Source organism: Brevibacterium sediminis (assembly GCF_013623905.1).
GTDB lineage: Bacteria > Actinomycetota > Actinomycetes > Actinomycetales > Brevibacteriaceae > Brevibacterium > Brevibacterium sediminis.
The window spans coordinates 600,564-626,046 of sequence record NZ_JABKDD010000001.1 but is presented as its reverse complement, the minus strand read 5'-3'; the positions used below and the strand labels follow the sequence as shown (position 1 = coordinate 626,046).

At 63.9% G+C, this 25,483-nt stretch carries 20 protein-coding genes; 9 read left to right on the top strand and 11 right to left on the bottom strand.

Annotation, left to right across the window (positions count from 1 at the left end):
- Nucleotides 1-774: 774 nt before the first annotated feature.
- From HK108_RS02915 to HK108_RS02890, 6 genes are all read right to left on the bottom strand, one after another.
- The gene (locus tag HK108_RS02915) at nucleotides 775-1,176 is read right to left on the bottom strand and encodes a cytochrome c oxidase subunit 4 (protein WP_139467189.1); all 402 of its coding nucleotides are present in this window, start codon (nucleotides 1,174-1,176) and stop codon (nucleotides 775-777) included.
- Nucleotides 1,173-2,870 (bottom strand): aa3-type cytochrome oxidase subunit I, encoded by a 1,698-nt coding sequence (gene ctaD, locus HK108_RS02910; protein WP_139467188.1) that lies wholly within the window; start codon nucleotides 2,868-2,870, stop codon nucleotides 1,173-1,175. Before ctaD ends, HK108_RS02915 begins: the two co-directional genes overlap by 4 nt.
- Nucleotides 2,867-3,739 carry an aa3-type cytochrome oxidase subunit II gene (gene ctaC, locus HK108_RS02905; protein WP_139467187.1) on the bottom strand — a complete coding sequence of 291 codons (873 nt, stop codon included), beginning with the start codon at nucleotides 3,737-3,739 and terminating at the stop codon, nucleotides 2,867-2,869. Before ctaC ends, ctaD begins: the two co-directional genes overlap by 4 nt.
- A gap of 110 nt (nucleotides 3,740-3,849) precedes the next feature.
- Entirely contained in the window at nucleotides 3,850-4,527 is a 678-nt protein-coding gene (gene aat, locus HK108_RS02900) for a leucyl/phenylalanyl-tRNA--protein transferase (protein ID WP_181270490.1), read from the bottom strand.
- A 29-nt stretch (nucleotides 4,528-4,556) separates the two neighbouring features.
- On the bottom strand, nucleotides 4,557-4,910 hold the full coding sequence (locus HK108_RS02895; RefSeq protein ID WP_025778316.1) for a HesB/IscA family protein: 354 nt from the start codon (nucleotides 4,908-4,910) through the stop codon (nucleotides 4,557-4,559).
- 79 nt (nucleotides 4,911-4,989) lie between these two features.
- Nucleotides 4,990-6,366, bottom strand: a complete 1,377-nt coding sequence (locus HK108_RS02890) for a dipeptidase (RefSeq protein WP_181270489.1) — start codon at nucleotides 6,364-6,366, stop codon at nucleotides 4,990-4,992.
- 23 nt (nucleotides 6,367-6,389) lie between these two features.
- On the opposite strand from HK108_RS02890, the gene HK108_RS02885 reads away from it, so the two are divergent.
- On the top strand, nucleotides 6,390-7,001 hold the full coding sequence (locus tag HK108_RS02885; RefSeq protein ID WP_139467184.1) for a DUF3043 domain-containing protein: 612 nt from the start codon (nucleotides 6,390-6,392) through the stop codon (nucleotides 6,999-7,001).
- On the opposite strand, the gene HK108_RS02880 is transcribed toward HK108_RS02885, so the two are convergent.
- A complete protein-coding gene (locus HK108_RS02880; protein ID WP_181270488.1) occupies nucleotides 6,976-8,082 on the bottom strand; it encodes a quinone-dependent dihydroorotate dehydrogenase in 1,107 nt (368 codons plus the stop codon). The two genes, HK108_RS02885 and HK108_RS02880, sit on opposite strands and share 26 nt — an antisense overlap.
- 122 nt (nucleotides 8,083-8,204) lie before the next feature.
- On the opposite strand from HK108_RS02880, the gene HK108_RS02875 reads away from it, so the two are divergent.
- The 3 genes from HK108_RS02875 (at nucleotide 8,205) to sucB (ending at nucleotide 13,067) form a co-directional block, all read left to right on the top strand.
- Nucleotides 8,205-9,680, top strand: a complete 1,476-nt coding sequence (locus HK108_RS02875) for a leucyl aminopeptidase (protein ID WP_139467182.1) — start codon at nucleotides 8,205-8,207, stop codon at nucleotides 9,678-9,680.
- Nucleotides 9,681-9,833: 153 nt separating this feature from the next.
- Nucleotides 9,834-11,222: a dihydrolipoyl dehydrogenase gene (gene lpdA, locus HK108_RS02870; RefSeq protein WP_139467181.1), complete on the top strand. Its 1,389-nt coding sequence runs from the start codon at nucleotides 9,834-9,836 to the stop codon at nucleotides 11,220-11,222.
- Nucleotides 11,223-11,243: 21 nt separating this feature from the next.
- Complete coding sequence (gene sucB / locus HK108_RS02865; RefSeq protein ID WP_139467180.1) at nucleotides 11,244-13,067, top strand: 2-oxoglutarate dehydrogenase, E2 component, dihydrolipoamide succinyltransferase; 1,824 nt, start codon at nucleotides 11,244-11,246, stop codon at nucleotides 13,065-13,067.
- A 62-nt stretch (nucleotides 13,068-13,129) separates the two neighbouring features.
- Here the strand turns inward: sucB and HK108_RS02860 are convergent, their stop codons facing one another.
- A complete protein-coding gene (locus HK108_RS02860) occupies nucleotides 13,130-14,545 on the bottom strand; it encodes a hypothetical protein (RefSeq protein WP_139467179.1) in 1,416 nt (471 codons plus the stop codon).
- 158 nt (nucleotides 14,546-14,703) lie between these two features.
- Here HK108_RS02860 and lipB point away from each other — a divergent pair, with 158 nt between their 5' ends.
- The 3 genes from lipB (at nucleotide 14,704) to HK108_RS02845 (ending at nucleotide 17,206) form a co-directional block, all read left to right on the top strand.
- Nucleotides 14,704-15,342, top strand: a complete 639-nt coding sequence (lipB, locus tag HK108_RS02855) for a lipoyl(octanoyl) transferase LipB (protein WP_139467178.1) — start codon at nucleotides 14,704-14,706, stop codon at nucleotides 15,340-15,342.
- A gap of 10 nt (nucleotides 15,343-15,352) precedes the next feature.
- A complete protein-coding gene (gene lipA, locus HK108_RS02850) occupies nucleotides 15,353-16,405 on the top strand; it encodes a lipoyl synthase (RefSeq protein WP_092013963.1) in 1,053 nt (350 codons plus the stop codon).
- A gap of 63 nt (nucleotides 16,406-16,468) precedes the next feature.
- On the top strand, nucleotides 16,469-17,206 hold the full coding sequence (locus HK108_RS02845; protein WP_139467176.1) for a DUF4191 domain-containing protein: 738 nt from the start codon (nucleotides 16,469-16,471) through the stop codon (nucleotides 17,204-17,206).
- Nucleotides 17,207-17,379: 173 nt separating this feature from the next.
- Here HK108_RS02845 and HK108_RS02840 read toward each other — a convergent pair whose 3' ends face one another.
- Nucleotides 17,380-17,820, bottom strand: coding sequence for an RDD family protein (locus tag HK108_RS02840; protein WP_172169418.1), 441 nt, complete (start codon nucleotides 17,818-17,820; stop codon nucleotides 17,380-17,382).
- Nucleotides 17,821-17,963: 143 nt separating this feature from the next.
- Here HK108_RS02840 and glnA (HK108_RS02835) point away from each other — a divergent pair, with 143 nt between their 5' ends.
- The gene (glnA, locus tag HK108_RS02835) at nucleotides 17,964-19,388 is read left to right on the top strand and encodes a type I glutamate--ammonia ligase (RefSeq protein ID WP_101547431.1); all 1,425 of its coding nucleotides are present in this window, start codon (nucleotides 17,964-17,966) and stop codon (nucleotides 19,386-19,388) included.
- A 150-nt stretch (nucleotides 19,389-19,538) separates the two neighbouring features.
- On the top strand, nucleotides 19,539-21,005 hold the full coding sequence (locus HK108_RS02830; protein WP_181270487.1) for a mycothione reductase: 1,467 nt from the start codon (nucleotides 19,539-19,541) through the stop codon (nucleotides 21,003-21,005).
- Between the two features lie 78 nt (nucleotides 21,006-21,083).
- Here the strand turns inward: HK108_RS02830 and HK108_RS02825 are convergent, their stop codons facing one another.
- Together HK108_RS02825 and glnA (HK108_RS02820) are read right to left on the bottom strand one after the other, a co-directional pair.
- Complete coding sequence (locus HK108_RS02825) at nucleotides 21,084-24,125, bottom strand: bifunctional [glutamine synthetase] adenylyltransferase/[glutamine synthetase]-adenylyl-L-tyrosine phosphorylase (RefSeq protein ID WP_181270486.1); 3,042 nt, start codon at nucleotides 24,123-24,125, stop codon at nucleotides 21,084-21,086.
- Complete coding sequence (gene glnA, locus HK108_RS02820) at nucleotides 24,125-25,483, bottom strand: type I glutamate--ammonia ligase (protein WP_062242448.1); 1,359 nt, start codon at nucleotides 25,481-25,483, stop codon at nucleotides 24,125-24,127. The genes HK108_RS02825 and glnA (HK108_RS02820) overlap by 1 nt, the downstream gene beginning before the upstream one ends.

Genomic DNA, 25,483 nt, shown 5'->3' with positions numbered 1-25,483 from the left:
CTGGCCGAGCACGAGTTCGTCTGAGACTGCCGACGGGCCGCTGACGGGCCTGCAGCAAGCTTCTGAACGTACTGCTCCGTTCGCCTCGGGGAGGCCCGAGCACGAAGACGGGCGTTCGTTCAGCGGTGCCCAGACGTGGAATCTGCCTCTCCCCTGGCCCGTTGCCTGGCGCCTCATAGCTGCTCTCAAAGTCTCGACTGCCGATCGAGGCTCATCGGCCCCGAGATTGGCAGAAAGAGAATGAGCCGAACGATACAGTGACACACTGCCGCATCTTGGCCAGCGAAAGAGTGTCACCAGGGCTCTCTTCAGCCTCCAGTCGCCTCCGGCTGCGTCTGCGTCCGCCCTAGTGGACGCTCGCCGCGATCCGTGGTGGACCCGATGTCGATCTTGGCGATTGCGTCGGCACAACGCCTCCTTCATCGCGGTGTGCTCTGTCGAATTGGTACTGAATGTTCTCAAATGCTCACCGAACAAAGTGATGAGTTCAGAACAGCCTGGACCAAACCGCAGTCCGCCTTTAGCTCCGGAAGAGCAGTCCGCCGCTTGCTCCGACTGCGAACGGCAGAAGTGCGACCCTGCGGGTGTACGTATGGGCCGCAGGGGACCACGCAAGCGTCCATCAGCCACTCCGGCGCCGACAAGGGACCGGAGGACGTGCCCACGATGATTTCTGTCCACCTGTGTCGGGTTTGTCCGCTGCCGGTGAATAGCACTGTGGCCCGGACTCGACTTGAGTCCGGGCCACAGTGGCTGGGCGATCAGATCACTGAATCAGTGGGCGAAATCGCCGCGATCGTGTTCGTAGGTGAGACCGACCAGAGCAACGATGCCGAGCACGACACCGAACGGGAAGATCCACCAACCCATGGCGATTCCGTAGAATGCGACGGCGGCGGCTCCCGCGCTAACGATCGGCCACCAGCTCCACGGGCTGAACATACCGTAGTCGGCATCGGCGTCGGAGATCTCGGCGTCGTCGTTGTCCTGAGGCTGACGACCGACGCGTCGATCCGTCAGCCAGAGGTAGACGCCGATCATCAGGGCCATCAGTCCGACGAGGAGCAACGCCGGGAATCCGACGAGCTCGGTGAAGTCGGTGAAGAAGCCGTAGAAGATCCCGACTGCGATGAAGAACAGGCCGCAGAGGTTGAAGACGTAGATCGATGACTTCATTTGGCGTTGTCTCCTGTGAGCTGGGGTTCTGCCTGACCGTGACCGCTGTATTCAAGCAGCTCGGGGTGGTTGAGGTCGAAGGCAGGACGTTCGGAGCGGATCCGCGGCAGCGAGGTGAAGTTGTGACGCGGGGGCGGGCAGGAGGTAGCCCATTCGAGCGATCCTCCGTAGCCCCATGGGTCATCGACCGTCACCTTGGGTGCATTGCGGTGGGTGATCCACACGTTCCAGAAGAACGGAACCATGGACAGACCCAGCAGCAGCGAACCGACCGTCGACACCTGGTTCATCCAGGTGAAACCGTCCTGCGGCAGGTAGTCGGCGTAACGACGCGGCATTCCGTCGACACCCAGCCAGTGCTGGACGAGGAAGGTTCCGTGGAAGCCGATGAACAGCATCCAGAAGTGGATGTGTCCGAGCTTTTCGTTGAGCATCTTGCCCGTCCACTTCGGCCACCAGAAGTAGAATCCGGCGAACATCGCGAACACGACGGTGCCGAAGACGACGTAGTGGAAGTGCGCCACGACGAAGTAGGTGTCGGACACATGCTGGTCGAGGGCCGGGCTGGCCAGGATGACTCCGGTCAGACCGCCGAAGAGGAACGTTGCGAGGAAGCCGATCGACCACACGATGGGAGTCTCGAATGTGATCGAGCCTCTCCACATCGTGCCGATCCAGTTGAAGAACTTGACACCTGTCGGAATCGCGATGAGCATCGTCATGAAGGCGAAGAACGGCAGTGCCACGACGCCCGTGACGTACATGTGGTGGGCCCACACGGTCACCGACAGCGCAGCGATGGCAACTGTCGCGAAGACGAGTTCCTTGTAGCCGAAGACCGGCTTGCGGCTGAACACCGGGAAGATCTCTGTGACGATGCCGAAGAACGGCAGCGCAATGACATAGACCTCCGGATGGCCGAAGAACCAGAACAGGTGCTGCCAGAGTATCGGTCCGCCGTTGCCCGGGCTGAACACATGGGAACCGAGGACGCGGTCGGAACCGAGCACCAGCAGCGCAGCAGCCAGAGGCTGGAAGGCCATGAGCACGAGGATGCCGGTGACCAGGACGTTCCAGGTGAAGATCGGCATGCGGAACATGGTCATGCCCGGGGCGCGCATGGTGATCACAGTCGTGATGAAGTTGACGGAGCCGAGGATGGTTCCGAAGCCCTGCAGGGCGAGTCCGAGGACCCACAAGTTACCACCGGCGCCCGGTGTGAACGTCGTATTGCTCAATGGCGCGTAGGCGGTCCAGCCGAAGGATGCCGCACCCTGAGGGGTGAGGAATCCGGAGATGGCCACAAGGCTGCCGAAGAGGTACATCCAGAAGGCGAAGGCATTCAGCCGCGGGAACGCCACGTCCGGAGCGCCGATCTGCAACGGCATGATGACGTTGGCGAAGCCGGCGAACAGCGGGGTGGCGAACATCAGCAGCATCAATGTGCCGTGCATGGTGAACAGCTGGTTGTACTGTTCCTTGGTCTCAACGATCTGCATTCCGGGCTCGAAGAGCTCGAGGCGGATGATGAGCGCCATCACACCGCCGACGCAGAAGAAGAAGAACGAGCCGATGAGGTACATGTACCCGATCGTCTTATGGTCCGTCGACGTGATCCAGTCGACGATGATCTTGCCCTTGCTCCGTGGAACTACCGGAGCATCAAGAGCCGCCTGATCCATCGTGGCGGTCATTTCTCAGCACCTTCTTTCGGGTACCAGTTGCGATCGTACTCCGGTCCCAGCTGGCCTGTGTTGCCCTGATCGGCAAGCGACTGCGTGTACTCCTGGAATTCTTCCTTCGACACGACCTTGACGTTGAAAAGCATCTCCGAGTGGTACTCACCGCAAAGCTCGGCACACTTGCCGACATACTCGCCTTCCTTCTCGGCACGCAGATGCAGGCTCTGATCGTGGCCGGGGATCATATCGCGCTTCTCGAGGAAGGCGGGGACCCAGAAGGAGTGGAGGACGTCGCGGGAGTGCAGGCGGATCTCCAGGTCGGTGTCGACGGGGAGGTAGAGGACGGGAGCGGTCTTCTCGGGGGCTTCGGTGCCGTCGAGGGCAACCTGAGTGCCGGCGTAGTAGACGTCTTCGGTCTCATAGTTGAAGTCCCAGGCCCACTGCTTGGCAGCGACCTCGATGACCTGCTCGCCAGGGGTGGAGTCATCCGTCGTCTTCTCCATGACCTGGACGTTCTGGAAGAAGAAGCCGAGGACGAGGACGACCGGAGTCACCGTGAAGAGGATTTCGATCGGCATGCTGTAGCGCATCTGCACCGGCAGTCCGCGATCGTTCTTGCGGCGGCGGTAGGCGACCATGGCCCACAGGATGAGTCCCCAGACGATGAGGCCCACGATGAGAAGGGCGATCCAGCCGCCGTTCCACAGCGCTGTATAGGCATCAGTGTGGTTCGTCGCGCCTTGCGATTCGACGGGAAAAAATCCTGTGGCGATCTGCTCTTTAGTGCAACCCGATAGCAACGCCGGTATCAACACGGCGCTCAGAATGCCGAGCCGCTTCGCCCAGGACCGCTGCGGTCCTGACTGATTCGGAGAATCCACGTGCAGCCTTTCACAACGTTCTGCGTCTCCAGGTCAGGCCGAGAGACGTGTACTTACTCTGTCACTCATAAGACTACCGCTACACGCGGTAGAAATTCACCTGCAGATGTTCATTTGTTGAGAATATGCTGACAGACACTGCCCCTGAGCGCGGAATCTAGGTGCGCGGAGTACTCCAGGCCGCTGATCTCCGACACGCCGAGGGTGGCGAGGTGTGATGTCTGCCACTGGGTGTCGATGAGCCAATTCCCCGGTCCCGTATCCGCATCCGCCGAGGTGGACCGGGTTTCTCCGCTGACGACGTCGGTTCCGTCGAAGAGTCCGACGAGGTGGGCCAGCGCGGCCTTCGAGGCGTCGCGCTGAGTGTGGAACATCGATTCGCCGGCGAAGAACGAACCGATGGCGACTCCGTAGAGACCGCCGACAAGCTCATCGCCGTTCCAGACCTCGACCGAATGCGCCCACCCGTCGTCGTGGAGGCCCTGGTAGAGCTCGATCATGTCCTCGGTGATCCAGCTGCCCGTCCGCCGCGGGTCGGCACATGCCCGGATGACGTGCATGAAGGCGCGGTTGGTGGTGAAGGTGAAGTGCTTCATCGATTTGCGCAGGCTCTTCGTCACACGCAGGTCACCGGGAAACAGAACTCCACGTCGTCGTGGAGCCCACCATCCCATCCGACCGGTGCCCCCGTGGCCGACTCCCATCGGGAAGAGTCCGGCCCGATACGACAAAAGGACCTGGGGCTGCGTTGCCGTGTACGACACGGCACGCAGATCCTCCAGGTCCATGAGAAGCGCTCCTCCTCAGCCGAGGCTGATCAGTGGAACGAGTCTCCGCAGGCGCAGGATCCCCCGGCGTTGGGGTTGTCGATGGTGAAGCCCTGCTTCTCGATGGTGTCGGAGAAGTCGATGGTCGAACCGCTGAGGTAGGGAACGCTCATCCGGTCGACGATGACCTCGACGCCGTCGAAGTCGCGGACCGCGTCTCCGTCAAGGAAGCGCTCATCGAAATAGAGCTGATAGATCAGTCCGGAACATCCGCCGGGCTGGACAGCCACGCGCAGGCGCAGGTCGTCACGACCTTCCTGTTCCAGCAGGCTGCGGACCTTGTCGGCAGCGGTCGACGACAGCTCCACCTCGTGGGTGGCTTCTGCTTTTTCGGTCACAGTCATGGTTACTCCTTTTCGCGTTCCTGTCCCCAGGCTACACCGGTGACAACGTCGGTGCCCGGCAAGCTATTCCCCATTCGTGTCATCCGTGGTCGCCGAGGCGCTGCAGCAGCAGGGCTTCGGCGACGATCGCGGCTTTGAAATCGGGCAGGTAGAGCGATTCGTTGGCGCTGTGGGCCCTCGCGTCGGGATCTTCGACGCCCGTGACGAGGATCGATGCGCGGGGGAACACATCGAGCAGATCGGCGATGAAGGGGATCGATCCGCCGATGCCCATCGTCACCGATTCGGTGCCCCAAGCGTCGGTGAGCGCCTGGCGGGCGGTCCGGACCACAGGGTCGTTCTCATCGGCCTGCCAGGGGCTTCCGCCCTCGGTCTCCCCGATGCTCAACTGCGCACCGAAGGGCAGATGCGCGCGCAGATGCTCCTCGACGGCCCGGACCGCCGAGGCGGGGGTGTCCCCGGGCGCGAGTCGGATCGAGAGCTTGGCCTTTAGGGAGGACTGCAAGGTATTCGAGGAGACCGCCACATCGGGAATGTCGAGACCGATGACGGTGATCGACGGCTGTGTCCACAGACGGGAGGCCAAGGTGCCTGCGCCGATGAGCTCGGTTTCCGCGAGCACCCCGGAGTCTGTTCGCAGCGTCGCCTCGTCGAAGTCGATGGAGGTCTCTGTGCTCGAGTGCAGGCCGGCGACAGCGACGGAGCCGTTGTCGTCATGGAGGGTTGCCAGCAGCTTCGTCATCGCGAGCATCGCATCCGGTGCCACTCCCCCGTACATTCCCGAATGCACGGCGTGGTCGAGGGTGGAGACCTCGAATTCGACGGCGCACATTCCGCGCAGGCTCGTCGTCAGGGCCGGAGTCCCCGCTGCCCAGTTGCCCGAATCGGCGACGACGATGACATCTGCGCGCAGGCGGTCCCGGTAGGTCTCGAGGAAATTGCGGAAGCTCGGGCTGCCGGCTTCTTCCTCACCTTCGAAGAAGAGCGTCACACCGACACCGAGGCGGTCGGCCAGCAGCCGCAGAGCCGTGAGGTGGACCATGATCCCGGCCTTGTCGTCGGCGGCTCCACGGCCGAAGAGGCGGTCGCCCTTCCGGGTGGCGACGAAGGGTTCGGTGTCCCAATCCTCGGCGCGGCCGGGCGGCTGCACATCGTGATGGGCGTAGAGGAGGACGGTCGGGGCGCCCTCCGGCGCCGGCACGGAGGCGACGACGACCGGGTATCCGTCGGCGCCGTCCGACTGCTTCGCGGTGAGGATCTCCGTCTCGAGGCCGAGCTGACGCGCCAAGCCCGCGACAGCCTCGGCGCTGGCCGTGACATTCGCGGCGTCGAAGCTCGGCCAGGCGACGGAGGGGATGGCGACGAGATCCGTGAGATTGCCGAGAACCTCGTCGAAGATGGTGTCCAGTTCGGCATGCAATTGTGCACTGTCAAGTGCTGAAGTCGATTCGCTCATTCTCCAAAGGTAGTATTCATCTCGTGTTCGGAAACAAAAAATCTCGCGCCGAGGACGAAACCTCCGCCTCTCAGCCAGTCCATGACGACCTCTCCGCAGAAGCCGACGCCCGTCGCGAAGCGGAGGCGAAGAAGGGACGGCCCACGCCCAAGCGCAGCCAACAGGAGTCCGCGCGCCGTCAGCCCTTGGTGAACAAGGATCGCAAAGTCGCGAACAGACAAGCCAAGGAGCACCAGCGGCAGGAGCGCGACCGCGCACGCATCGGCATGATGAACGGCGAGGAGAAATACCTCACCCGCCGTGACAAGGGCCCGCAGCGCCGGTACATCCGCGACTACATCGATGCCCGCTTCTCGATCGGCGAGATCTTCATACCAGCCGCGATCCTCATCCTCGTCATCGCGTTCACGCAGCCGGTGCAGATCCAGCAGTACTTCACCTACGCCGTCTGGGGTCTCATCGCACTGATCGTCCTCGACGGGTTCGTGCTCAACTACATCCTCAAGAACCGGCTGCGCAACAAGTTCGGCGAGGTCGAACGGGGCATCACCTTCTACGCAGTCATGCGCAGCATCCAGCTGCGTCCGCTGCGCATGCCCAAGCCTCAGGTCAAGCGCCGCCAGTACCCCGAGTGAGCAGCCGGCTCGACTCGAGGCCGCGTGCGATGCGGCCGGGGAAGAACGGACCGGAGTAGATCATCTCCGAATAGAACTGAACCAGATCGGCGCCCGCGGCCACTCGAGCCCGGGCGTCTTTCGCATCCGCGACGCCGCCGACGGAGATGACGGTGAGCTCGTCGCCCACGTGCCTCTTGACCAGACGCAGCACCTCGAGAGAGCGTTCGGCCACGGGGCGTCCGGAGATGCCGCCTGCCTGACCTTCGGCGAACTCCGCCTCGGCGCCGGTCAGCACACCGCGATCGATCGTCGTGTTCGTCGTGATGAGTCCGTCGACGCCGGTGCGCAGAGCGAGGTCGCAGATCTCGGCCACATCCTCGTCGGCGAGATCCGGGGCGATCTTGACCAGCAGGGGCACATGACCCAGCGTCGACCGCGGGCGCTCGACCACCTCGGCGGCGGTGTCGCGGACGGCGGTGATGATCGGCTCCAGGCTGCCCACGGACTGCAGATCGCGCAGACCGGGAGTGTTCGGTGAGCTGACATTGATGACGAGGTAGTCGGCCAAGGGAGCCAGCGCACGGGTCGAGGCGGCATAGTCGGCCACCGCGTCGGCCGCCTCGACGACCTTCGTCTTGCCGATGTTGATGCCCACGATTGGACGCAGGCGCTGCGGGAGGGATTCGATCTTCCTCCGTTCGGCGGCGATGTGGAACGATGCCTGCCGGGCTCCGTCGTTGTTGAACCCCATCCGATTGAGCAGGGCGAGATTCTTCCGCAGACGGAACAGCCGCGGACGATCATTGCCCGGCTGCGCATGGGCGGTGATCGTGCCGACCTCGATATGTCCGAAGCCCAATGACGACAGAGCACGGACCCCCACGCCGTTCTTGTCGAACCCCGCGGCCAGGCCCACTCGGTTGGGGAAGGGCAGACCCATCACCTGAGCGGGCCGGACGGTGTCGCGGGCACAAACGACGCGGAGCAGGCGACCGAGCAGAGGAATGGAGTCAAGAAGGCGCAGCGCGGAGAACGAGAGGTGATGGGCCCGTTCGGCGTCCATGGGAACGAAGAGGAGTCTGAAGATCAATGAGTACACGCACCTAAGAATATGTCAGAGTCCCTCATCGCTTCAGCAGGCGCTCGACTCACTGCTTCAGCAAGTCGGCGTGTTTGGCATTAGGATCGAAGCAACGTTCAAAGACGACTGAAAGGGAACTCATGGCTGGTGCATCCACCCTCAGCAGCTACTCCACGACCTCACCGGTGAAGGCCACCGCCTCCGTTCTGGTGCTGGCGGCAGCCGACTCGACGGTCCTCGGACTCGAAGGGGCGAAGGCGGCGAAGACCGCCCTCGACGAAGCCGCTCGCGCCATCGGGTTCAGCGGAAAGGCCGGATCCACCGCTCGTGTTCCCGCTCCGAAGGGTGTCGCCGCCGACTCCGTCCTGCTCGTGGGGCTCGGGGACTGCGATCCCGATGACTCCGATGTCGCCGCAGCTGCTGAAACGCTGCGTCGCGGCGCGGGAGCGGCGCTGCGTGCACTCGACGGTGTCGAGTCGATCGCACTGGCCCTGCCCGCCGCCACTCCGACAGAGGTCGAAGCGATCACGGTGGGCGCGGGACTCGGAACCTACCGTTTCCTCGACTACCGCAGCGAAGGCGGGACTCCGGGCGAGATCACCATCATCGGCCCCAAGGGCAAGACCTTCGCCGCAGCCCATGACGCCGGCGCAGTGATCGCGGCCGCGACGAACAGAGCTCGCGATCTCGTCAACACTCCCCCACTGGATCTCTACCCGGAGTCCTACGCGGAGATCGTCAAGGACCAGGCCAAGGACCGCAAGCTCAAGGTCACAGTGCTCGGCGAGAAGGAGCTCAAGGCCGGAGGCTACGGCGGAATCATCGGCGTCGGCCAGGGTTCGACTCGTGGACCCCGCCTCGTCAAGGTCGAATACGCACCTCGCGGCGCCAAGCGCCATCTCAGCTTCGTCGGCAAGGGAATCACCTTCGACTCCGGCGGCATCTCACTCAAGCCGGCGAAGAGCATGGAGGACATGAAGTCCGATATGGCCGGTTCCGCGGCCGTCGTTCAGGCGCTCTTCGGCATCGCCGACCTCAAGCTCCCGGTGCGTGTCACTGCGTGGCTGCCGATGGCGGAGAACATGCCCGGGTCTTCGGCACAGCGCCCCAGCGACGTGCTGAAGATGCGCAGCGGCAAGACCGTCGAGGTCACGAACACCGATGCCGAGGGTCGCCTCGTCCTCGCGGATGCGCTCACCGATGCGGGGGCTGAGAACCCGGATCTGCTCATCGATGTGGCCACACTCACCGGTGCTCAGATCGTCGCCCTCGGCGAACGCACCTCCGGTGTCATGGGTTCCGAGGCCGCACGGGCAGAGGTCATCGCCTCGGCTTCCGTAGCCGGTGAGCAGATGTGGGCGATGCCGATCCCCGAGGAGATGCTCTCCGGGTTCGACTCCACCGCCGCCGATCTCACGAACTCAGGACCGCGCCCCGGCGGCATGCTCGCCGCTGCGGCGTTCCTGCGTGAATTCGTCGGAGAGGATGCGAACTGGGCGCATATCGACATCGCCGGACCGAGCTTCAACGGTTCAGCACCCTTCGGCTACACGCCGAAGGCCGCGACTGGAGCCGCGGTGCGCACCCTCATCGAAATCGCGAAGGCGAAGGCCTGAGCCCGGTGGTTCTACACGCTGTCGAGGTGAACGTGATGATGCCCACCTGTGTCCAATCAGACAGCGTTTTTCTTCGCCCCGCGCAAGAAAAGTGGAAAGATAAGACTGAAAGCTGCGTACTGCAGGCTTATTCACAGCTACGAGGAGAAATCCGTGAGTGACGAATTGACCTACGACCTTGTCGTTCTGGGTGGCGGAACCGGTGGCTATGCCGCTGCTCTGCGAGCCGCAGAGCTCGACATGAAGGTCGCTTTGATCGAACGCGACAAGGTGGGAGGCACCTGCCTGCACCGTGGCTGCGTGCCGACGAAGGCTCTTCTGCACGCCGCAGAAGTCGCCGACACCGCCAAGAACTCTGAGACCTTCGGCATCGAAGCCGAGTTCAAGGGGATCGACATCGCCAAGGTGCTCGAGTACAAGGACGGGGTCATCACCCGCAACTACAAGGGTCTGCAGGGTCTGGTCAAGGCTCGCGGAATCGACACCTACTTCGGCACCGGCAAGCTCGTCGGCAAAGACACTGTCGAGGTCACCGGCGAAGACGGCAACCACACCGTCAAGGGCACGAACGTTCTGCTCTCGACCGGTTCGACATCGAAGACCATCGGTCTCGAGGTCACCGACCGCGTGATCACGAGCACCGAGGCTCTCCAGCTCGACAAGGTCCCGAGCTCGGCCATCGTGCTCGGCGGCGGCGTCATCGGCGTCGAGTTCGCCAGCGTTTGGAACTCCTTCGGAGCTGACGTCACGATCGTCGAGGGCCTCAAGCACCTCGTTGCCAACGAGGACGAGACCATCTCGAAGAACCTCGAGCGCGCCTTCAAGAAGCGCAAGATCAAGTTCAAGCTCGGCGTCATGTTCAAGGGCGTCGAAGAGACTGCCGACGGGGTCAAGGTCACTCTCGAAGACGGTTCGACGCTCGAGGCGGAGTACCTCCTCGTCGCCGTCGGCCGCGGCCCAGTCACCGAGGGCTTCGGCTTCGAAGAGCAGGGTATCCCGATGGATCGCGGGTTCGTCCTCGCCAATGAACGTCTCCACACCGGCGTCGGCAACATCTACGCCTGCGGCGATATCGTCCCCGGACTCCAACTGGCCCATCGCGCCTTCGGCCAGGGCATCTTCATCGCGGAGGAGATCGCCGGCCTCAACCCGGCACCGGTCGTCGAATCGGGCATCCCGCGCGTGACGTACTGCGAACCGGAGATCTTCTCCGTCGGACTGTCCTCCGCTCAGGCGGAAGAGAAGTACGGAGCGGACCAGGTCGAATCGCTCGAGTACAACCTCGGCGGCAACGGCAAGTCCGTGATCCTGGGCACCACAGGCCTGATCAAGGTCATCCGCGAGAAGGACGGTCCGGTCGTGGGCGTGCACGGAATCGGTGCTCGCCTGTCCGAGCAGGCCGGTGAAGCGCAGCTCATCGTCAATTGGGAAGCATTCCCCGAGGAAGTCGCGCAGCTCATCCACGCGCACCCCACGCAGAACGAAGCACTCGGCGAGGCGCACTTGGCCCTGGCCGGCAAACCCCTGCACTTCCACTCATAAGATCCGAGGAGACGAATACTCATGTCGAATTCCGTTCAGATGCCGGCTCTCGGAGAGTCGGTCACCGAGGGCACTGTCACTCGCTGGCTCAAGGAAGTGGGCGAAGAAGTCGAGGTAGACGAGCCGTTGCTCGAGGTGTCGACCGACAAGGTCGACACTGAGATCCCGAGCCCCTACGCAGGCACCCTCGAGAAGATCCTGGCCGAAGAAGATGACGTGGTCGAGGTCGGCGGCGACCTCGCCTACATCGGCGACGGCAGCGGCGCTTCAACCCACGACGAGGAACCTGCGGAGGAACCCGCCGAGGAGCCTGCAGAGGCCCCGGCTGAAGAAGCACCCGCCGAAGAAGCACCGGCGGCCGAAGAGGCCCCGGCCGAGGATCCGAAACCTGCCGCTTCGGATTCAGGATCCTCCGAAGGCACCGAGATCACAATGCCCGCGCTCGGCGAATCCGTCACCGAGGGCACCGTGACCCGCTGGCTCAAGGAAGTCGGTGAAGAGGTCGAGGTCGACGAACCGCTCCTCGAGGTCTCCACCGACAAGGTCGACACCGAGGTCCCCTCCCCCGTTGCCGGAGTCGTTCAGGCTCACTTGGCGGAAGAGGACGATACCGTCGAGGTCGGCGCGCCTCTGGCTCGCATCGGTTCCGGTGCCCCGGCCGAATCCGCACCGGCTGAGGATGCGCCCAAGGAAGAGGCCCCCGCCGAGGAAGCTCCGGAGCAGGAAGCCCCCGCCGAAGAGGCTCCGAAACAGGAAGCCCCCAAGGAGGAGGCAGCGAAGCAGGAATCGGCTCCCAAGCCGGCCGCGACCGCATCCGCACAGTCCGCCTCGGCCGCTCAGGCCGAAGAGCCGGTGGAAGCAGCTGCACAGGCACCTGCCGCCGCCGACACCGTCGGTGAGAACGCTGCCTACGTCACTCCCCTCGTGCGCCGTCTGGCCCGCGAGAAGGGTGTCGACCTCTCGCAGGTCTCCGGCACCGGAGTGGGCGGTCGCATCCGCAAGCAGGATGTCGAATCGGCCGCGAAGAACGGCCCTGCTGCCGCTCCCGCGGCACAGTCCGGCGCATCGGCCGGAGCTCCGAAGGCTCCGTTCAAGGTCGAGATCCCCGAGGAGGCTGCGAAGCTGCGCGGCACCACGGAGAAGGCTTCGCGTATCCGCCAGACCATCGCCAAGCGCATGAGCGAGTCACTCGATGTCTCCGCTCAGCTCACGCAGGTCATCGAAGTGGATATGTCTCGCGTCGTCAAGCTGCGCAAGGCCAATAAGGAGGCATTCCAGGCCAAGCACGGTTCGAAGCTGACCTACCTGCCGTTCTTCGCCAAGGCCATCGTCGAAGCGCTTCAGGTGCACCCGAAGGTCAACGCTCAGTACGATCTCGAGTCGCAGCAGATCACCTACTTCGATCACGAGCACCTGGCCGTTGCGGTCGATACCCCGCGCGGACTGCTCGTGCCCGTGATCAAGGATGCCGGTGACCTCAGCGTCGCAGGTCTGTCGAAGGCCATCGACGATGTCGCCGACCGGACCCGCAACAACAAGATCATGCCGGACGAGCTTTCGGGTGGAACCTTCACGGTGACCAACATCGGTTCCGTCGGGGCACTGTTCGACACGCCGATCATCAACCAGCCGCAGATGGGCATCATCGGCACGGGCGCGATCGTCCGCCGTCCCATCGCCGTGAAGACGGCCGACGGCGATGAGGCGATCGCCATCCGCGACATGGTGTACCTGCCGTTGACCTACAACCACCAGCTGGTCGACGGTGCGGATGCAGGACGATTCCTGCAGACCATCAAGGCACGTCTGGAAGAAGGCAACTTCGAGGCCGATCTCGACCTCTGAGCCTGACTCTCCGACACACCTGATCGAGGGGCCGACCATTCGTGGTCGGCCCCTCGGGCCATTCACCGCGTCGTCGCCTCCCGGACCTCCGCTACGAGCCATGTACCCTCGACTCTGTGCAGTTCGAACTCGACGGTCTGCTCGGCGAACTCCACCAGGGCGGCCCCGGTGCCTCCGCTCGACCGCATAAGCGCCGAGGCGACCACCCGGTCATCGTCGGCGGCGACGATCTCCACGTCCTCGACATCGATCGAATAGTCGGAGTCGGCATACGCCGAGGGATCGATGAGCTCATCGGCTGCTGCGGCAGCCGAGTCGGGCACCGTCAGTGCCTTCAGAGCCGCCTCGTCGCCATTGCTGAGAGCTGCTGCGCGTGACTCGCACAGTTCCTCGAGGACGGCGGACACGTCGTCTGCGCTCGGCGTCGACGTCGCTTCGGGCGGCCGGGTCGCCCCCTCGGCGGACGGCGCCTCTTCTCCGCTCACGGCCGCGGTGGACGACCATGAGGACCAGACGACGACTCCGCCCAGAACCGTCAGGCACACGGCGAGGCCGATGAGCAGGGTGCCGTGACCGAACACACGATGCAGGTCCACCGCCCGCAGGCGGGTCCACAGGGAGCCCACGGAGCCCAGCAGCGGTACCATCCACTCCTTTCGGCCGCCTGCGCGTCGGCGATCACGTCTCGAGCGTCGCGAGCTCTTCGCCTCGGCGCGCAGCGGAGTCACTCCGCCTCCGCGCAGAGGCGGGGCCGGTGCGCTGTGCGTCGAACCGCTGTCCTCCTCGGATCGCCGGTGCGGTCTGAGTCCGGTTGCCACGCGCAGACGAGCCGTGAGGGCCGATTCCGGCGACGTTCCGCTCTCGGCAGGCACCATTGGAAGCGCAGCGGGACGGTCGAGTGTACGAAGGGAATCCGCCGCCTCGGCGAGGGCGGTGCCCAACCCGATTTCGGACGCCGCATCGTCCAGGAGGCCTGCGACGAGCGACCGCAGAGCCGACGATGACTCGGACAGAGCGAGGTCGACGGGAAGCAGCACCTCGGCCCACGGCCGCCCGTGGACGGCGTGATAGATCATCTCTCCCACGGCGCGGCGCGGTGTCGTCGCAATGGGCGCCGAGACTCCGGGAATGAGGACCGGTCGACCGTGGGCGTCGAGGGAGAACGCGGACAGAGTGAGCCGATCCTCTGGTCGCGTGCACGTCGTGAGCTCCTCGATGATGCCCAGGAACAGGGTGCACAGCTCGGCCTCGGTCAGTCCCTGATAGGTGCGGATCACGTCGAGGACGAGACCACCGGGCGAAGCGGGGACGATGAGAAGGGAACGGGCGCCGGTCGGAAGAGCCACCTCGGTGAGGGCGAGAACACGGGGGTCGTCGGCATCGAAATCATTGTGCACGACGCCCCATGCACTGCGACCGTCGGAATCGACGACGCGATGGATATCATCCGCGATCGTTGCTTGGAACTCCCATGTCATGGTTCGTCATCTCCGTTGATGATGATCAGTCGCATTTAGTGTTGTTTAATGATGCTCGCCGATGTCGTTATGTGTCAAGGGCCACAGCCTCGGTGGAGGTCGCCAGATGTGATTGGAAACAAATTGAACACTGGGGTCAAGAGTCATAGTGTGGAGCCATGCCCCTGGCCACAGAAACGCTCGGGTTCGCCCCTGTCCTCTCGGACTATCGGCAGACTTGGGAATTGCAGAAGAGATACCACGACGAAGTGCTCGCCGGCGACCGTCGATCGACGATCCTGCTCCTCGAGCATTCCCCGGTCTATACGGCCGGCAAGCGCACCGAGGACTTCGAACGACCGACTGACGGCACAGATGTCATCGACGTCGACCGCGGCGGGAAGATCACCTGGCACGGTCCCGGACAGCTGGTCGCCTACTGCATCTACAAGCTCAACGACCCCAAAGAGGTCCGACTCTTCGTGTCCCAACTCGAGGACGCGATGATCCGACTGCTCTCCGAATACGAGATCGAGGCGACCACGATCGAGGGCCGGGCCGGTGTCTGGCTGCGCGGCGACGAACTCCGTCGCGACCGCAAGATCGGTGCCATCGGCATCCGCATCCACGAAGGCGTGACGATGCACGGCCTGGCCCTGAACTGCAGCAACGACCTCGGCGCCTATGAGTCCATCATCCCGTGTGGGATCACAGACGCCGACACCACGTCCATCAGTGCTGAGCTCGGTCGGACCGTCACTCCCGAAGATGTGGCGCAGCGACTCGACGAAATCCTGCACGAGACCATCACCGCTTAGGAGAACTCAGATGACGATCGCACCAGAGGGCCGCCGCATGCTCCGCGTCGAAGCCCGCAACTCCGAGACTCCCATCGAGGACAAGCCGGCCTGGATCAAAGCGAAGGCCCATATCGGCCCCGAATACACCGCACTGAAGTCGCTCGTGCGCAAGCAGGAGCTGCACACGGTCTGCGAAGAGGCAGGCTGCCCGAACATCTTCGAATGCTGGGAAGATCGCGAAGCGACCTTCCTCATCGGCGGCGAACAGTGCACCCGGCGCTGTGACTTCTGCCAGATCGACACCGGCCGACCGGCTGAATTCGACGCTGACGAACCTCGCCGCGTGGCCGCCTCGGTGGCGGAGATGGGTCTGCGCTACTCGACGATCACCGGTGTGGCACGAGACGACCTCGAAGACGGCGGCGCCTGGCTCTATGCAGAGACCGTGCGCCAGATCCACGACCTCTCGTATGTCGACGGACGCGGCACCGGCGTGGAGCTGCTCATCCCCGATTTCAATGCCAAGCCGGATCAGCTCGCCGAGGTGTTCTCCTCCCGACCTGAAGTGCTCGCGCACAATGTTGAAACGGTTCCGCGCATCTTCAAGCGCATCCGTCCCGCATTCCGCTACGAACGATCGCTGTCGGTGATCACTCAGGCCCGCGAGGCCGGCCTGGTCACGAAATCGAACCTCATCCTCGGGATGGGTGAGACGAACGACGAGATCATCTCCGCACTGCAGGACCTCCACGATGCCGGCTGCGACCTCATCACCATCACGCAGTACCTGCGTCCCTCTCCTCGGCACCATCCCGTCACCCGGTGGGTCAAGCCCGCCGACTTCGTGATGCTGCGTGACGCTGCAGAGGAGATCGGCTTCCTCGGTGTCATGTCGGGTCCGCTCGTGCGTTCGTCGTACCGTGCCGGACGCCTGTGGGCCACCGCCATGCGCCGCCGCGGAGAGGAGATCCCCTCGCATCTGGCGCACCTGGACAAGCACACCCCCGCCAAGCAGGAGGCGCAGGCCGTTGTGGATACCTTCGGCCCCGGCGAAGAGGTAGACTTGACTGCTGAGCAATGAGCGTCGGCCTCCCCCTGATTACCGGAGGCGACGCCGCAACGCCCCTCAAGAGCAAGTGAGAGAATGAGCGAAGAACCGCGTAAGGGACTCTTCCGGCGCAAGCCAAAGGATCCGAACAAGAAGCCCGGCCGACTGGCGCAGATGCGTCAGGTCTACGAGCTGTCCGCTAAACACAACAAAGCGACTCCGTGGCTGCTGGCTGCGGCGATCCTCGGATGCACGCTCATCGGTCTGCTGATCGGTCTGCTCATCGGCGGCACCACCGCGATCTTCACGACGATCCTCGGCTTCATGGTCGGTCTGCTGTTGGGCATGTTCATGCTCGGCCGCTTCGCCGAGACCGCCGCTTTCGCTCAGATGGACGGACAGCCCGGAGCCTTCGGCGCTGTTCTCAACACGGCCCGCCGCGGATACCTGATGGATGAGAAGCCCATCGCCGTCGATCCGAAGAGCCGCGACCTCGTGTTCCGATCGACCGGTCGCGCCGGCGTCGTGCTGCTGAGCGAAGGTCCGAAGGGACGCAGCGCGAAGCTGCTGGCCAAGGAGAAGAAGCGCCACGAGCGCATCCTCCCCAATGTTCCGGTCCACACCTTCCAGGGTGGCAAGGAAGAGGGCCAGCTCGCGATGAAGCAGGTCGTCCCGGCCGTGCAGAAGCTGCCGCGCAAGCTCAACCGCGCCGAGGTCCTGGCCGTGCGCAATCGTCTGGCTGCTCTCGGGACGCAGGGCACGCGCCCGCCGATCCCGAAGGGCATCGACCCGAACAAGGCCCGCCCGAACCACAAGGCGATGCGCGGACGCTGACCCGCGTCCCCTCCGCCGAAACCCCTCGGCCGAGGCGAAAGAAAGCGGCGCCGACTCAACGAGAGTCGGCGCCGCTTCCCATTCCCCGTGTATTCCCCTCCAATTGCTACCTGACGGCGGCCCAGCAACCTCGCGCGAGGTTGCTGGGCCGCCGTCAGGTAGCAATTGGGAGGTCAGCGGCGGAGGATGACGGTTCCTGCCGCAAGGTCGTGGACTCCGCGGTTGTCGCGGTTGAAGATGAGCGCCGGAATGACGAGCACGACGAGAACGGCGCGGATGAGCGACTTGATCAGTCCCGGCACGTGGCCGTCGAGGCGCCGGACTTCGATGCCAAAGAGACGATGGCCAACCGAATACCCGAGAGTTCCCACGAGCACGAAATTCTCGAGGGCGAAGAACGCGGGCGCGAGGATCGGATTCGCCGGATCGATGAGATTGGCGATCGCCAGACACATCAGCCAGTCGACGAGCAGGGCGAGGATTCGCTTCCACGCCGGGGCCAGAGAATGCGAGCCGTTGACAGGCAGACCCAGCCGCTTTCCGGGCCAGTCGTCTTCTTCCCTGTCGAACCGGGGTCCTTCGAGCCAGGAACCAAGGTCGTCACGATTGATCACTCCCCCAGCCTACGAAATCCGGCCTGAGTGGATCCTCAGGAAACATGCCCGAAACATGGTCGACATCACCACTTCATTCTTCGGCGACTAAGATTGACCGTGGTCAGGACAAACGGCCACCGTACACGAACTAGGAGACCTAAGTGTTCTCGTCTGCTGAAGAACTCGTCAACTACATATCGGACAATGACGTCAAATTCGTCGATGTCCGGTTCTGCGACCTGCCCGGTGTGGTCCAGCACTTCAATCTCCCCGCCGCCTCATACGGCACCGAGGAGATCACCGAAGGTCTGCTCTTCGACGGGTCCTCCATCACAGGCTTCCAGGGCATCCACGAATCCGATATGAAACTGCTGGCCGATGTCACCTCCGCGTACATCGACCCCTTCCGTGAGGCCAAGACGCTGGTCGTCACGCACTCGATCGTCGATCCGTTCACCGATGAGCCCTACTCCCGCGATCCCCGGCAGGTCGCGGCCAAGGCCGAGGCCTACCTCGAATCCACTGGGATCGCCGACACTGTCTTCTTCGGCGCCGAGGCCGAGTTCTACCTCTTCGACTCCATCCGCTACGAGAACACTCCCGGCGGCAGCTTCTACAAGATCGGCTCACAGGAAGCTGCGTGGAACACCGGCTCTGATGAGGTCGGCGGAAACCAGGGCTACAAGACCCCGTTCAAGGGCGGCTACTTCCCGGTCTCGCCGCAGGATCAGTACGCAGATGTCCGCGACAAGATGTCGCTGACGCTCGAGGAGATCGGCTTCGAGATGGAGCGGGCGCACCATGAGGTCGGCACCGCCGGTCAGCAGGAGATCAACTACAAGTTCAAGACGCTCCAGCACGCAGGCGATCAGCTGCTCGACTTCAAGTACGTGATCAAGAACACCGCTTTCGAGCTCGGCAAGTCCGCGACCTTCATGCCCAAGCCGCTCTTCGACGACAACGGCTCCGGCATGCACTGCCACCAGTCGCTGTGGAAGAACGGCGAGCCGCTGTTCTACGACGAGAACGGCTACGGCGGGCTCTCCGACCTGGCTCGCTGGTACATCGGCGGACTCATCGAGCACGCCGGCGCGGTGCTGGCGTTCACGAACCCGACTATCAACTCCTACCGCCGCCTGGTGCCCGGCTATGAGGCTCCGGTCAATCTCGTCTACTCCGCGCGCAACCGTTCTGCCGCGATCCGCATTCCGGTGACCGGATCCTCGCCGAAGGCCAAACGGCTCGAGTTCCGCGTTCCGGACCCCTCGTCGAACCCCTACCTCGCCTTCTCGGCCCAGCTCATGGCCGGGCTCGACGGTATCCGCAACCGCATCGAACCGCCGGAGCCCATCGACAAGGACCTCTACGAGCTCCCGCCCGAGGAGGCCAAGGACATCAAGCTCGTCCCCGGCACCCTCGACGAGGCGCTCAACGAGCTCGAGAAGGACCACGACTTCCTCACCGCCGGCGATGTGTTCACTCCCGACCTCATCGAGACGTGGATCCGCATCAAGCGTGAGAACGAACTCGATGTTGCTCGTCTGCGTCCGACACCGACCGAGTTCGAGCTCTACTACGCACTCTGACCTCGGTCGGCGGTCGATTCCAGGTGAACTGAGATCCCGCCGCCGGGTGGAATAGAGTGAGGGCGTCACGGGTTATCACCCGTGGCGCCCTTTCGGCTCTGCGGCCGTCGACGCGGCCGGTCGGATCACGCACCATCGGAGGGATGGACTTTGACGCATTATGACCTGCTGCTCATCGGCACCGGATCGGGAAACATGTTCCTCGACAAGCGGTTCGCCGGACTGAAGACCGCCATCGCCGAGGAATGGCACTTCGGCGGTACCTGCCTCAACGTCGGGTGCATCCCGACGAAGATGTTCGTCTACCCCGCCACCCTCGCCGAGCAGGCCGCCCAAGCCGATCGATACAACCTCACCTCGACCCACCCGAAAGTGGATTGGGCCGGACTCCAGGACCGCATCTTCTCCCGCATCGACGCGATCGAATCCGGAGGACGCGAGTACCGCAGCAGCGACCGCCAGCCCAATATCACCGTTGTCGCTGAACATGTTCACTTCACCGGGCAGAAGACCGTGCGCACCGCCTCCGGTGAGGAGATCACCGCCGAACGCATCGTCATCGCCGCCGGCGCCCACCCGATCATCCCCGACATCGCCGGGCTCGACTCAGCCCGCATCGACACCGATGACTATCCGGTGTTCACATCGAACACGGTGATGCGCCGCGCCGCACAGCCGAAGCGACTGGTCATCATCGGCTCCGGGATCATCGCCATGGAATTCGCCCACGTCTTCGCCGCCCTCGGCACCGAGGTGACCGTCCTCGCCCGCGGCCCCCGCCTCCTGGGCAATATCGACGAGGAGGCCGCCGACGAGTTCACTCGCATCTTCGACTCCTCCCACACCGTCCTCCACGGTGCTCAGTCCAAGCAGATCGACATCGCCGACGGTGAAGTCACATTGACCCTCGAACCCAGCGGCCGCCTCGCCGAGGCGGACCTGCCGGAGACGATCACCGCCGACGGATTGCTCGTGGCCACGGGAAGGGTTCCCAACACCGCCGAGCTCGACGTCGAGGCCGCCGGTTTCGACATCACCGACGGCAACCGCCTGTCCGTGGACGAGCACCAAAGAGTCCTCTCGGGCGGTCAGCCCGTTCCCGGAGTATTCGCTCTCGGAGACATCTCCTCACCCCACCAGCTCAAACACGTCGCCAACCACGAAGCGAAGATCGTCGGCCGCAATCTGGCCGCAGACGTTGCCGCAGGGTTGCCCGGCAGTGCTCGGGGGAACGACCTCGCCGCAGTCAATCACCATGCCGTTCCCGGTGCCGTCTTCTCCTCCCCACAGGTCGCCTATGTGGGCATGACCGAAGCAGAGGCCATTGATGCCGGACACGACGTCACGATCAAGGTGCAGAAGTTCTCCGATGTCGCCTACGGTTGGGCGATGGCCGATGATCCGGGAATCGTGAAGATCATCGCCGATCGCAGCACCAGGCGCATCCTCGGCGCTCATATCGTCGGTCACGAAGCCTCGATGCTCATTCAACCGCTCATCCAGGCCATGGCCTTCGGCCAGAAAGCCGACGAGGTGGCAACCGGCCAGTACTGGATCCACCCCGCCCTGCCCGAGGTGGTCGAAAACGCCCTGCTCGGACTCGAATTCGACGACTGAGCACATCAACTGTCAGCTGATTCGGCCGATGACCGGGAGCGGCAGATCGCACGTAGGCGGACTGCCGCACCTGGAGAATCAGAAGTCGTAGAAGCGGTGTTCCATCACTGAACGTGCGTGCCTGGTGGTGCGCAGATAGTCGTCTTCGAGGTCATGGCCCGCCCCAGCCGGATAACCGAGCAGGCGGGCTGTGGCCTCGAGCTCGGTATGATCGGCCGGCAGCGACTCGGCGGTGCGCCCACGGAAGAGCATCACGGCCGAACGCACATCAGTGGCCAGCTGCCAGGCAGCGGCCAGCTGTTCGGCATCCTCGGTCGGCAGCAGACCCCCGTCAGCGGCCACGTCGAGGGCCGTCAGCGTCGAGGTCGTGCGCAGCCCTTCCACCTGATGCCCGTGCTGGAGCTGCAGTAGCTGAACGGTCCATTCGACATCGGAGAGGCTGCCCCGGCCGAGCTTGAGATGTCGGCGCTTATCGGCATTGCGCGGCAGTCGCTCGTCTTCCATCCGCGCCTTGAGAGTGCGCACCTGCGTCAGTGCCTTCTGCGGCATCTCCGAGGGATAGCGCAGCGGATCGATAAGCGCCAGGTAGTCGGCGATGAGGCCGTCATCGCCTGCCACCGGCCTGGCCCGCAGCAGCGCCTGCGCCTCCCATGGTTGGGACCACTTTGCGTAATAGGCCTGGTAAGACGAGAAGCTGCGCACCAAGGGGCCATTCTTGCCCTCCGGACGCAGATCAGCATCGAGATCGACCCCTTGAGCGCCTTCGCTGGCCTTGAGGCGAGTCGACAGCTGGAGGGCCACCTTCGTCACGTGCTTGCTCAGTCTTCCGCGCGCCTCGGCGTCGAGGTCGTCTGACATGGGACGGTAGACGAACATCGCATCGGCGTCCGAGAAGTAGCCGATCTCCCGTCCGCCCCACCGGCCCATGGCGATGATTGCGAATTCGTAGTCCGGGGTCTCGGGCCCGTCGAGGTCTGCTCGCACCGCCTGCAGGGCACCTCTGACCGCCAGGTCCATGAGGTCGGAGAGATCACCGGGTATGGCGACTCGGTCCCCGACCCCGAGGACGTCGCGCAACGCGATCCGCAGAAGTTCACGGCTGTAGGTCTCACGGATCGGAGTCACCGCCTCGGCGCCATGGCGCTTGAGCAGTCCATCGACCTCAGCATTGAGAATCTCCAAGTCACGGGCCTCGAGGTTCTCGTGGCGGTCCAACCAGGCGACAGCGGCGGGCTGGCGCAGCAGAAGTTCCGTCGCATATCCGGACAGGGAGAGCACTTCGGCCACAGATTTGGCCGCCAGACCGGAGTCGCGGAGCATCTTGAGGAACCAGCCGGAGGAGGACAGCGATTCGCTCAGCCGGCGGAAGGCCAGCAGTGCTCGGTCGGGCTCGACTCCATCGGAGAACCAATCGAGCAGGGCCGGAAGCACCTGCTTGATGACCATGGCAGTGCGTGACATCCCAGTCGTCAGCGCCTTGATATGGCCCAAAGCTCCTTGTGGGTCCACGTATCCGAACGCCTGAAGACGGTCGGCGGCAGCCTGCAGGCTCGACCCGCGCTTCTGTGCATCGACGACGGCGCCGTGGACGCCGACAGCCGCCTCGAGGATGGGCCGATAGAAGATCTGTTCGTGGAGGCGGGTGACTTGTTTGGCATAGTCGCGGCGGGCCTCTTCGAGGCGATCCCCGGTCCGAGATCCGGACCGGAAGACGGAACGGGCCAACGACCGAAGTTTGGCTTCATCATCGGGGATGAGCGCATTGCGCATCATCCTCGGGATCTGCACTCGGTGTTCGACGACACGCATGAACCGGTATGCAGTGGAGAAGACGGAGGCGTCCTGCTGCCCGATATAGCCATGTTCTCCGAGTTCACCGAGGGCGACGAGCGTATTCGGGGTGCGGATGTCCTCATCATTGCGTCCATGGACGAGCTGGAGCATCTGTGCGGAGAACTCGACATCACGCAAACCGCCGCGACCCAGTTTGATCTGACGCGGGGCTTCGACCGCCGGGATGAGGTCGACGACGCGCCGACGCATCGCACGGATCCCGTCGATGAAGCCGGGACGGCTGGCCGCCTGCCAGACCAAGGGCAGGAGCGACTGGGAGAACGCCTCCCCCACTGCGACATCGCCGGCAACCGGTCGGGCCTTGAGGAGGGCCTGGAATTCCCAGTTCTCCGCGATATCGGCGTAATAGTGCTCGAACTCCGAGAGCGTACGCACGAGCGCACCGGCTTTGCCTTCGGGGCGCAGCGCCGTATCGACTTCCCACAGTGCAGGCTCACCACCGGCATCGGAGAGGATGCCGCGCATGCGTTGGGCGAGGTCGGTGGCCAGGCTCCTGGCCCCTTCGGTCTCGGCGGAATCGAGAACGAAGACGACATCGACATCGGAGACGTAGTTGAGTTCTCGTGCTCCGGTCTTACCCAAGGCGATGACCGCCAGACGGATGTCGGCCGCCTCGTCGAGTTCGGCTCGTGCGATGGCCAGCGCCGCGTCGAGGGCAGCGGCGGCCAGGTCGGAGAGGACTGCCATGACATGGTCGACGATTTCGTCAGGAGACTCCGCCGACAGATCATCGGCGACGAGGCGAAGCACCGCATCCCGGTAGTTCCTTCGCAGCGCCTTGACCCCGTCATCTCCGGTCACAGTCGCGCGCGGAGCCGGGTCCTCGGGGTCCGCACCGAGGACCGTGAGCATCTCTGCTCGCAGGGATACCGCCGAGGCGGCAGGCGTGGAGATCAGCAGGAACGGGTCGGGAACGAGCAGCAGCGGCAGGGAGTCGGGATGCCGGACCAGATGGTCGACCATCGCCTCCGAGGTGCCGACGACCGCGAGGAGCCGGGCCAGGAGGGGGCGGTTGAGTTCGTCCTCGGCCAGTTCGCTCTTCGATCCGGTCCGCACTCCGTCCAGCAGGGCCGCGGAACCCTCCCCTGCGGCCTCGATCACGCGCAGCAGACCCAGCGCCGCTCCATGCGGATCCGGGGTTGCCATGAGGAGATCAACGAACCGCGAATCAGTGGCCAGAGGGACGCCGAGGAGCTCATCGAGCTCATGGAGGAACCGAGAGGTGGCCTCCGGGACGCTGGTCGTGCGTGAGGTGATAGCGGCCATCACATCGAGGTGAAGTGCTTCGCGAGCTCATATGGAGTCACCTGCGCGCGGTAATCGGTCCATTCCTGCCGTTTGTTGCGCAGAAAGAAGTCGAACACCTCTTCGCCCAGGGTCTCGGCGACGAGATCCGATCCCTCCATCAGCTCCAGGGCATGTGACAGACTGCGCGGCAGCGCTTCGATCCCCATCGCCCGACGTTCGGTGGAAGAGAGCAGCCAGACGTTGTCCTCGGCCTCTTCGGGCAGTTCGTAGCCCTCTTCGATCCCTTTGAGTCCCGCTGCGAGCATAAGCGCATACGACAGGTACGGGTTGGCCGAGGAGTCCAGAGCACGGTACTCGACGCGGGCGGATGAGGACTTTCCGGAGTTGTACTGCGGGACCCGCACGAGAGCAGAACGGTTGCGGTGGCCCCAGGAGATGTACGACGGAGCTTCATGGCCGGTCCAGAGGCGTTTATAGGAGTTCACGTGCTGGTTGGTCACTGCCGAGATCTCGGCGGCGTGGGTGAGCAGTCCGGCGATGAACTGTCGGCCGGTCTTCGACAGCTGATATTCGGCCCCCGGTTCGAAGAAGGCATTGTTCTCGCCCTCGAACAGGGAGACGTGCGTGTGCATCCCATTGCCTGGGTGATCGGCCATCGGCTTGGGCATGAACGAAGCGTAGACGCCTTGGGAGATCGCGACCTCTTTGATGACCGACCGGAACGTCATGACGTTGTCGGCCATGGTCAGCGCGTCGGCGTAGCGCAAGTCGATCTCGTTCTGACCGGGCCCGGCCTCATGATGGGAGAACTCCACGGACAGCCCCATCGCCTCGAGCATGGTGACAGCTTCGCGCCGGAAATCATTGGCCGTTCCCCCGTTGACATGGTCGAAGTAGCCGGCTGTGTCGACGGGCATCGGGGCTGTGCCGTCGCTGATCCCGGAGACAGGATCGAGGTTGTCGGTCTTGAAGAGGTAGAACTCGATCTCAGGATGCACATAGAAGGTGAAGCCGCGTTCGGCGGCTTTGGCCAGAGTGCGTTTGAGGACGTTGCGCGGATCGGCCGGCGCCGGCTCTCCCCCGGGCACGTGGATATCGCAGAACATCCTCCCGGTGGGCTCGGTCTCCCCGCGCCAGGGCAGCAGAGAGAACGTCGAGGGGTCGGGCTTGAGCACCATATCGGCCTCGAACACGCGGGACAGTCCTTCGACTGCCGAGCCGTCGAATCCGATGCCTTCGGAGAAGGCGCCTTCGAGTTCGGCGGGGACGATGGCCACGGACTTCAGCTGCCCCAGGACATCAGTGAACCAGAGTCGGATGAATCGCACTTCACGATCCTCGACGGTCCTGAGAACGAATTCCTCCTGACGCGACAT

Coding starts and splice junctions, on each gene's coding strand:
- HK108_RS02890 (WP_181270489.1), bottom strand. CDS start 6,366: ATGAGCGAATCGACTTCAGCACTTGACAGTGCACAATTGCATGCCGAA.
- aat (WP_181270490.1), bottom strand. CDS start 4,527: ATGGACCTGGAGGATCTGCGTGCCGTGTCGTACACGGCAACGCAGCCC.
- sucB (WP_139467180.1), top strand. CDS start 11,244: ATGTCGAATTCCGTTCAGATGCCGGCTCTCGGAGAGTCGGTCACCGAG.
- lipA (WP_092013963.1), top strand. CDS start 15,353: ATGACGATCGCACCAGAGGGCCGCCGCATGCTCCGCGTCGAAGCCCGC.
- HK108_RS02895 (WP_025778316.1), bottom strand. CDS start 4,910: ATGACTGTGACCGAAAAAGCAGAAGCCACCCACGAGGTGGAGCTGTCG.
- ctaD (WP_139467188.1), bottom strand. CDS start 2,870: ATGACCGCCACGATGGATCAGGCGGCTCTTGATGCTCCGGTAGTTCCA.
- glnA (WP_062242448.1), bottom strand. CDS start 25,483: ATGTCGCGTCAGGAGGAATTCGTTCTCAGGACCGTCGAGGATCGTGAA.
- lipB (WP_139467178.1), top strand. CDS start 14,704: ATGCCCCTGGCCACAGAAACGCTCGGGTTCGCCCCTGTCCTCTCGGAC.
- HK108_RS02915 (WP_139467189.1), bottom strand. CDS start 1,176: ATGAAGTCATCGATCTACGTCTTCAACCTCTGCGGCCTGTTCTTCATC.
- HK108_RS02825 (WP_181270486.1), bottom strand. CDS start 24,125: ATGGCCGCTATCACCTCACGCACGACCAGCGTCCCGGAGGCCACCTCT.
- HK108_RS02860 (WP_139467179.1), bottom strand. CDS start 14,545: ATGACATGGGAGTTCCAAGCAACGATCGCGGATGATATCCATCGCGTC.
- HK108_RS02875 (WP_139467182.1), top strand. CDS start 8,205: ATGGCTGGTGCATCCACCCTCAGCAGCTACTCCACGACCTCACCGGTG.
- HK108_RS02845 (WP_139467176.1), top strand. CDS start 16,469: ATGAGCGAAGAACCGCGTAAGGGACTCTTCCGGCGCAAGCCAAAGGAT.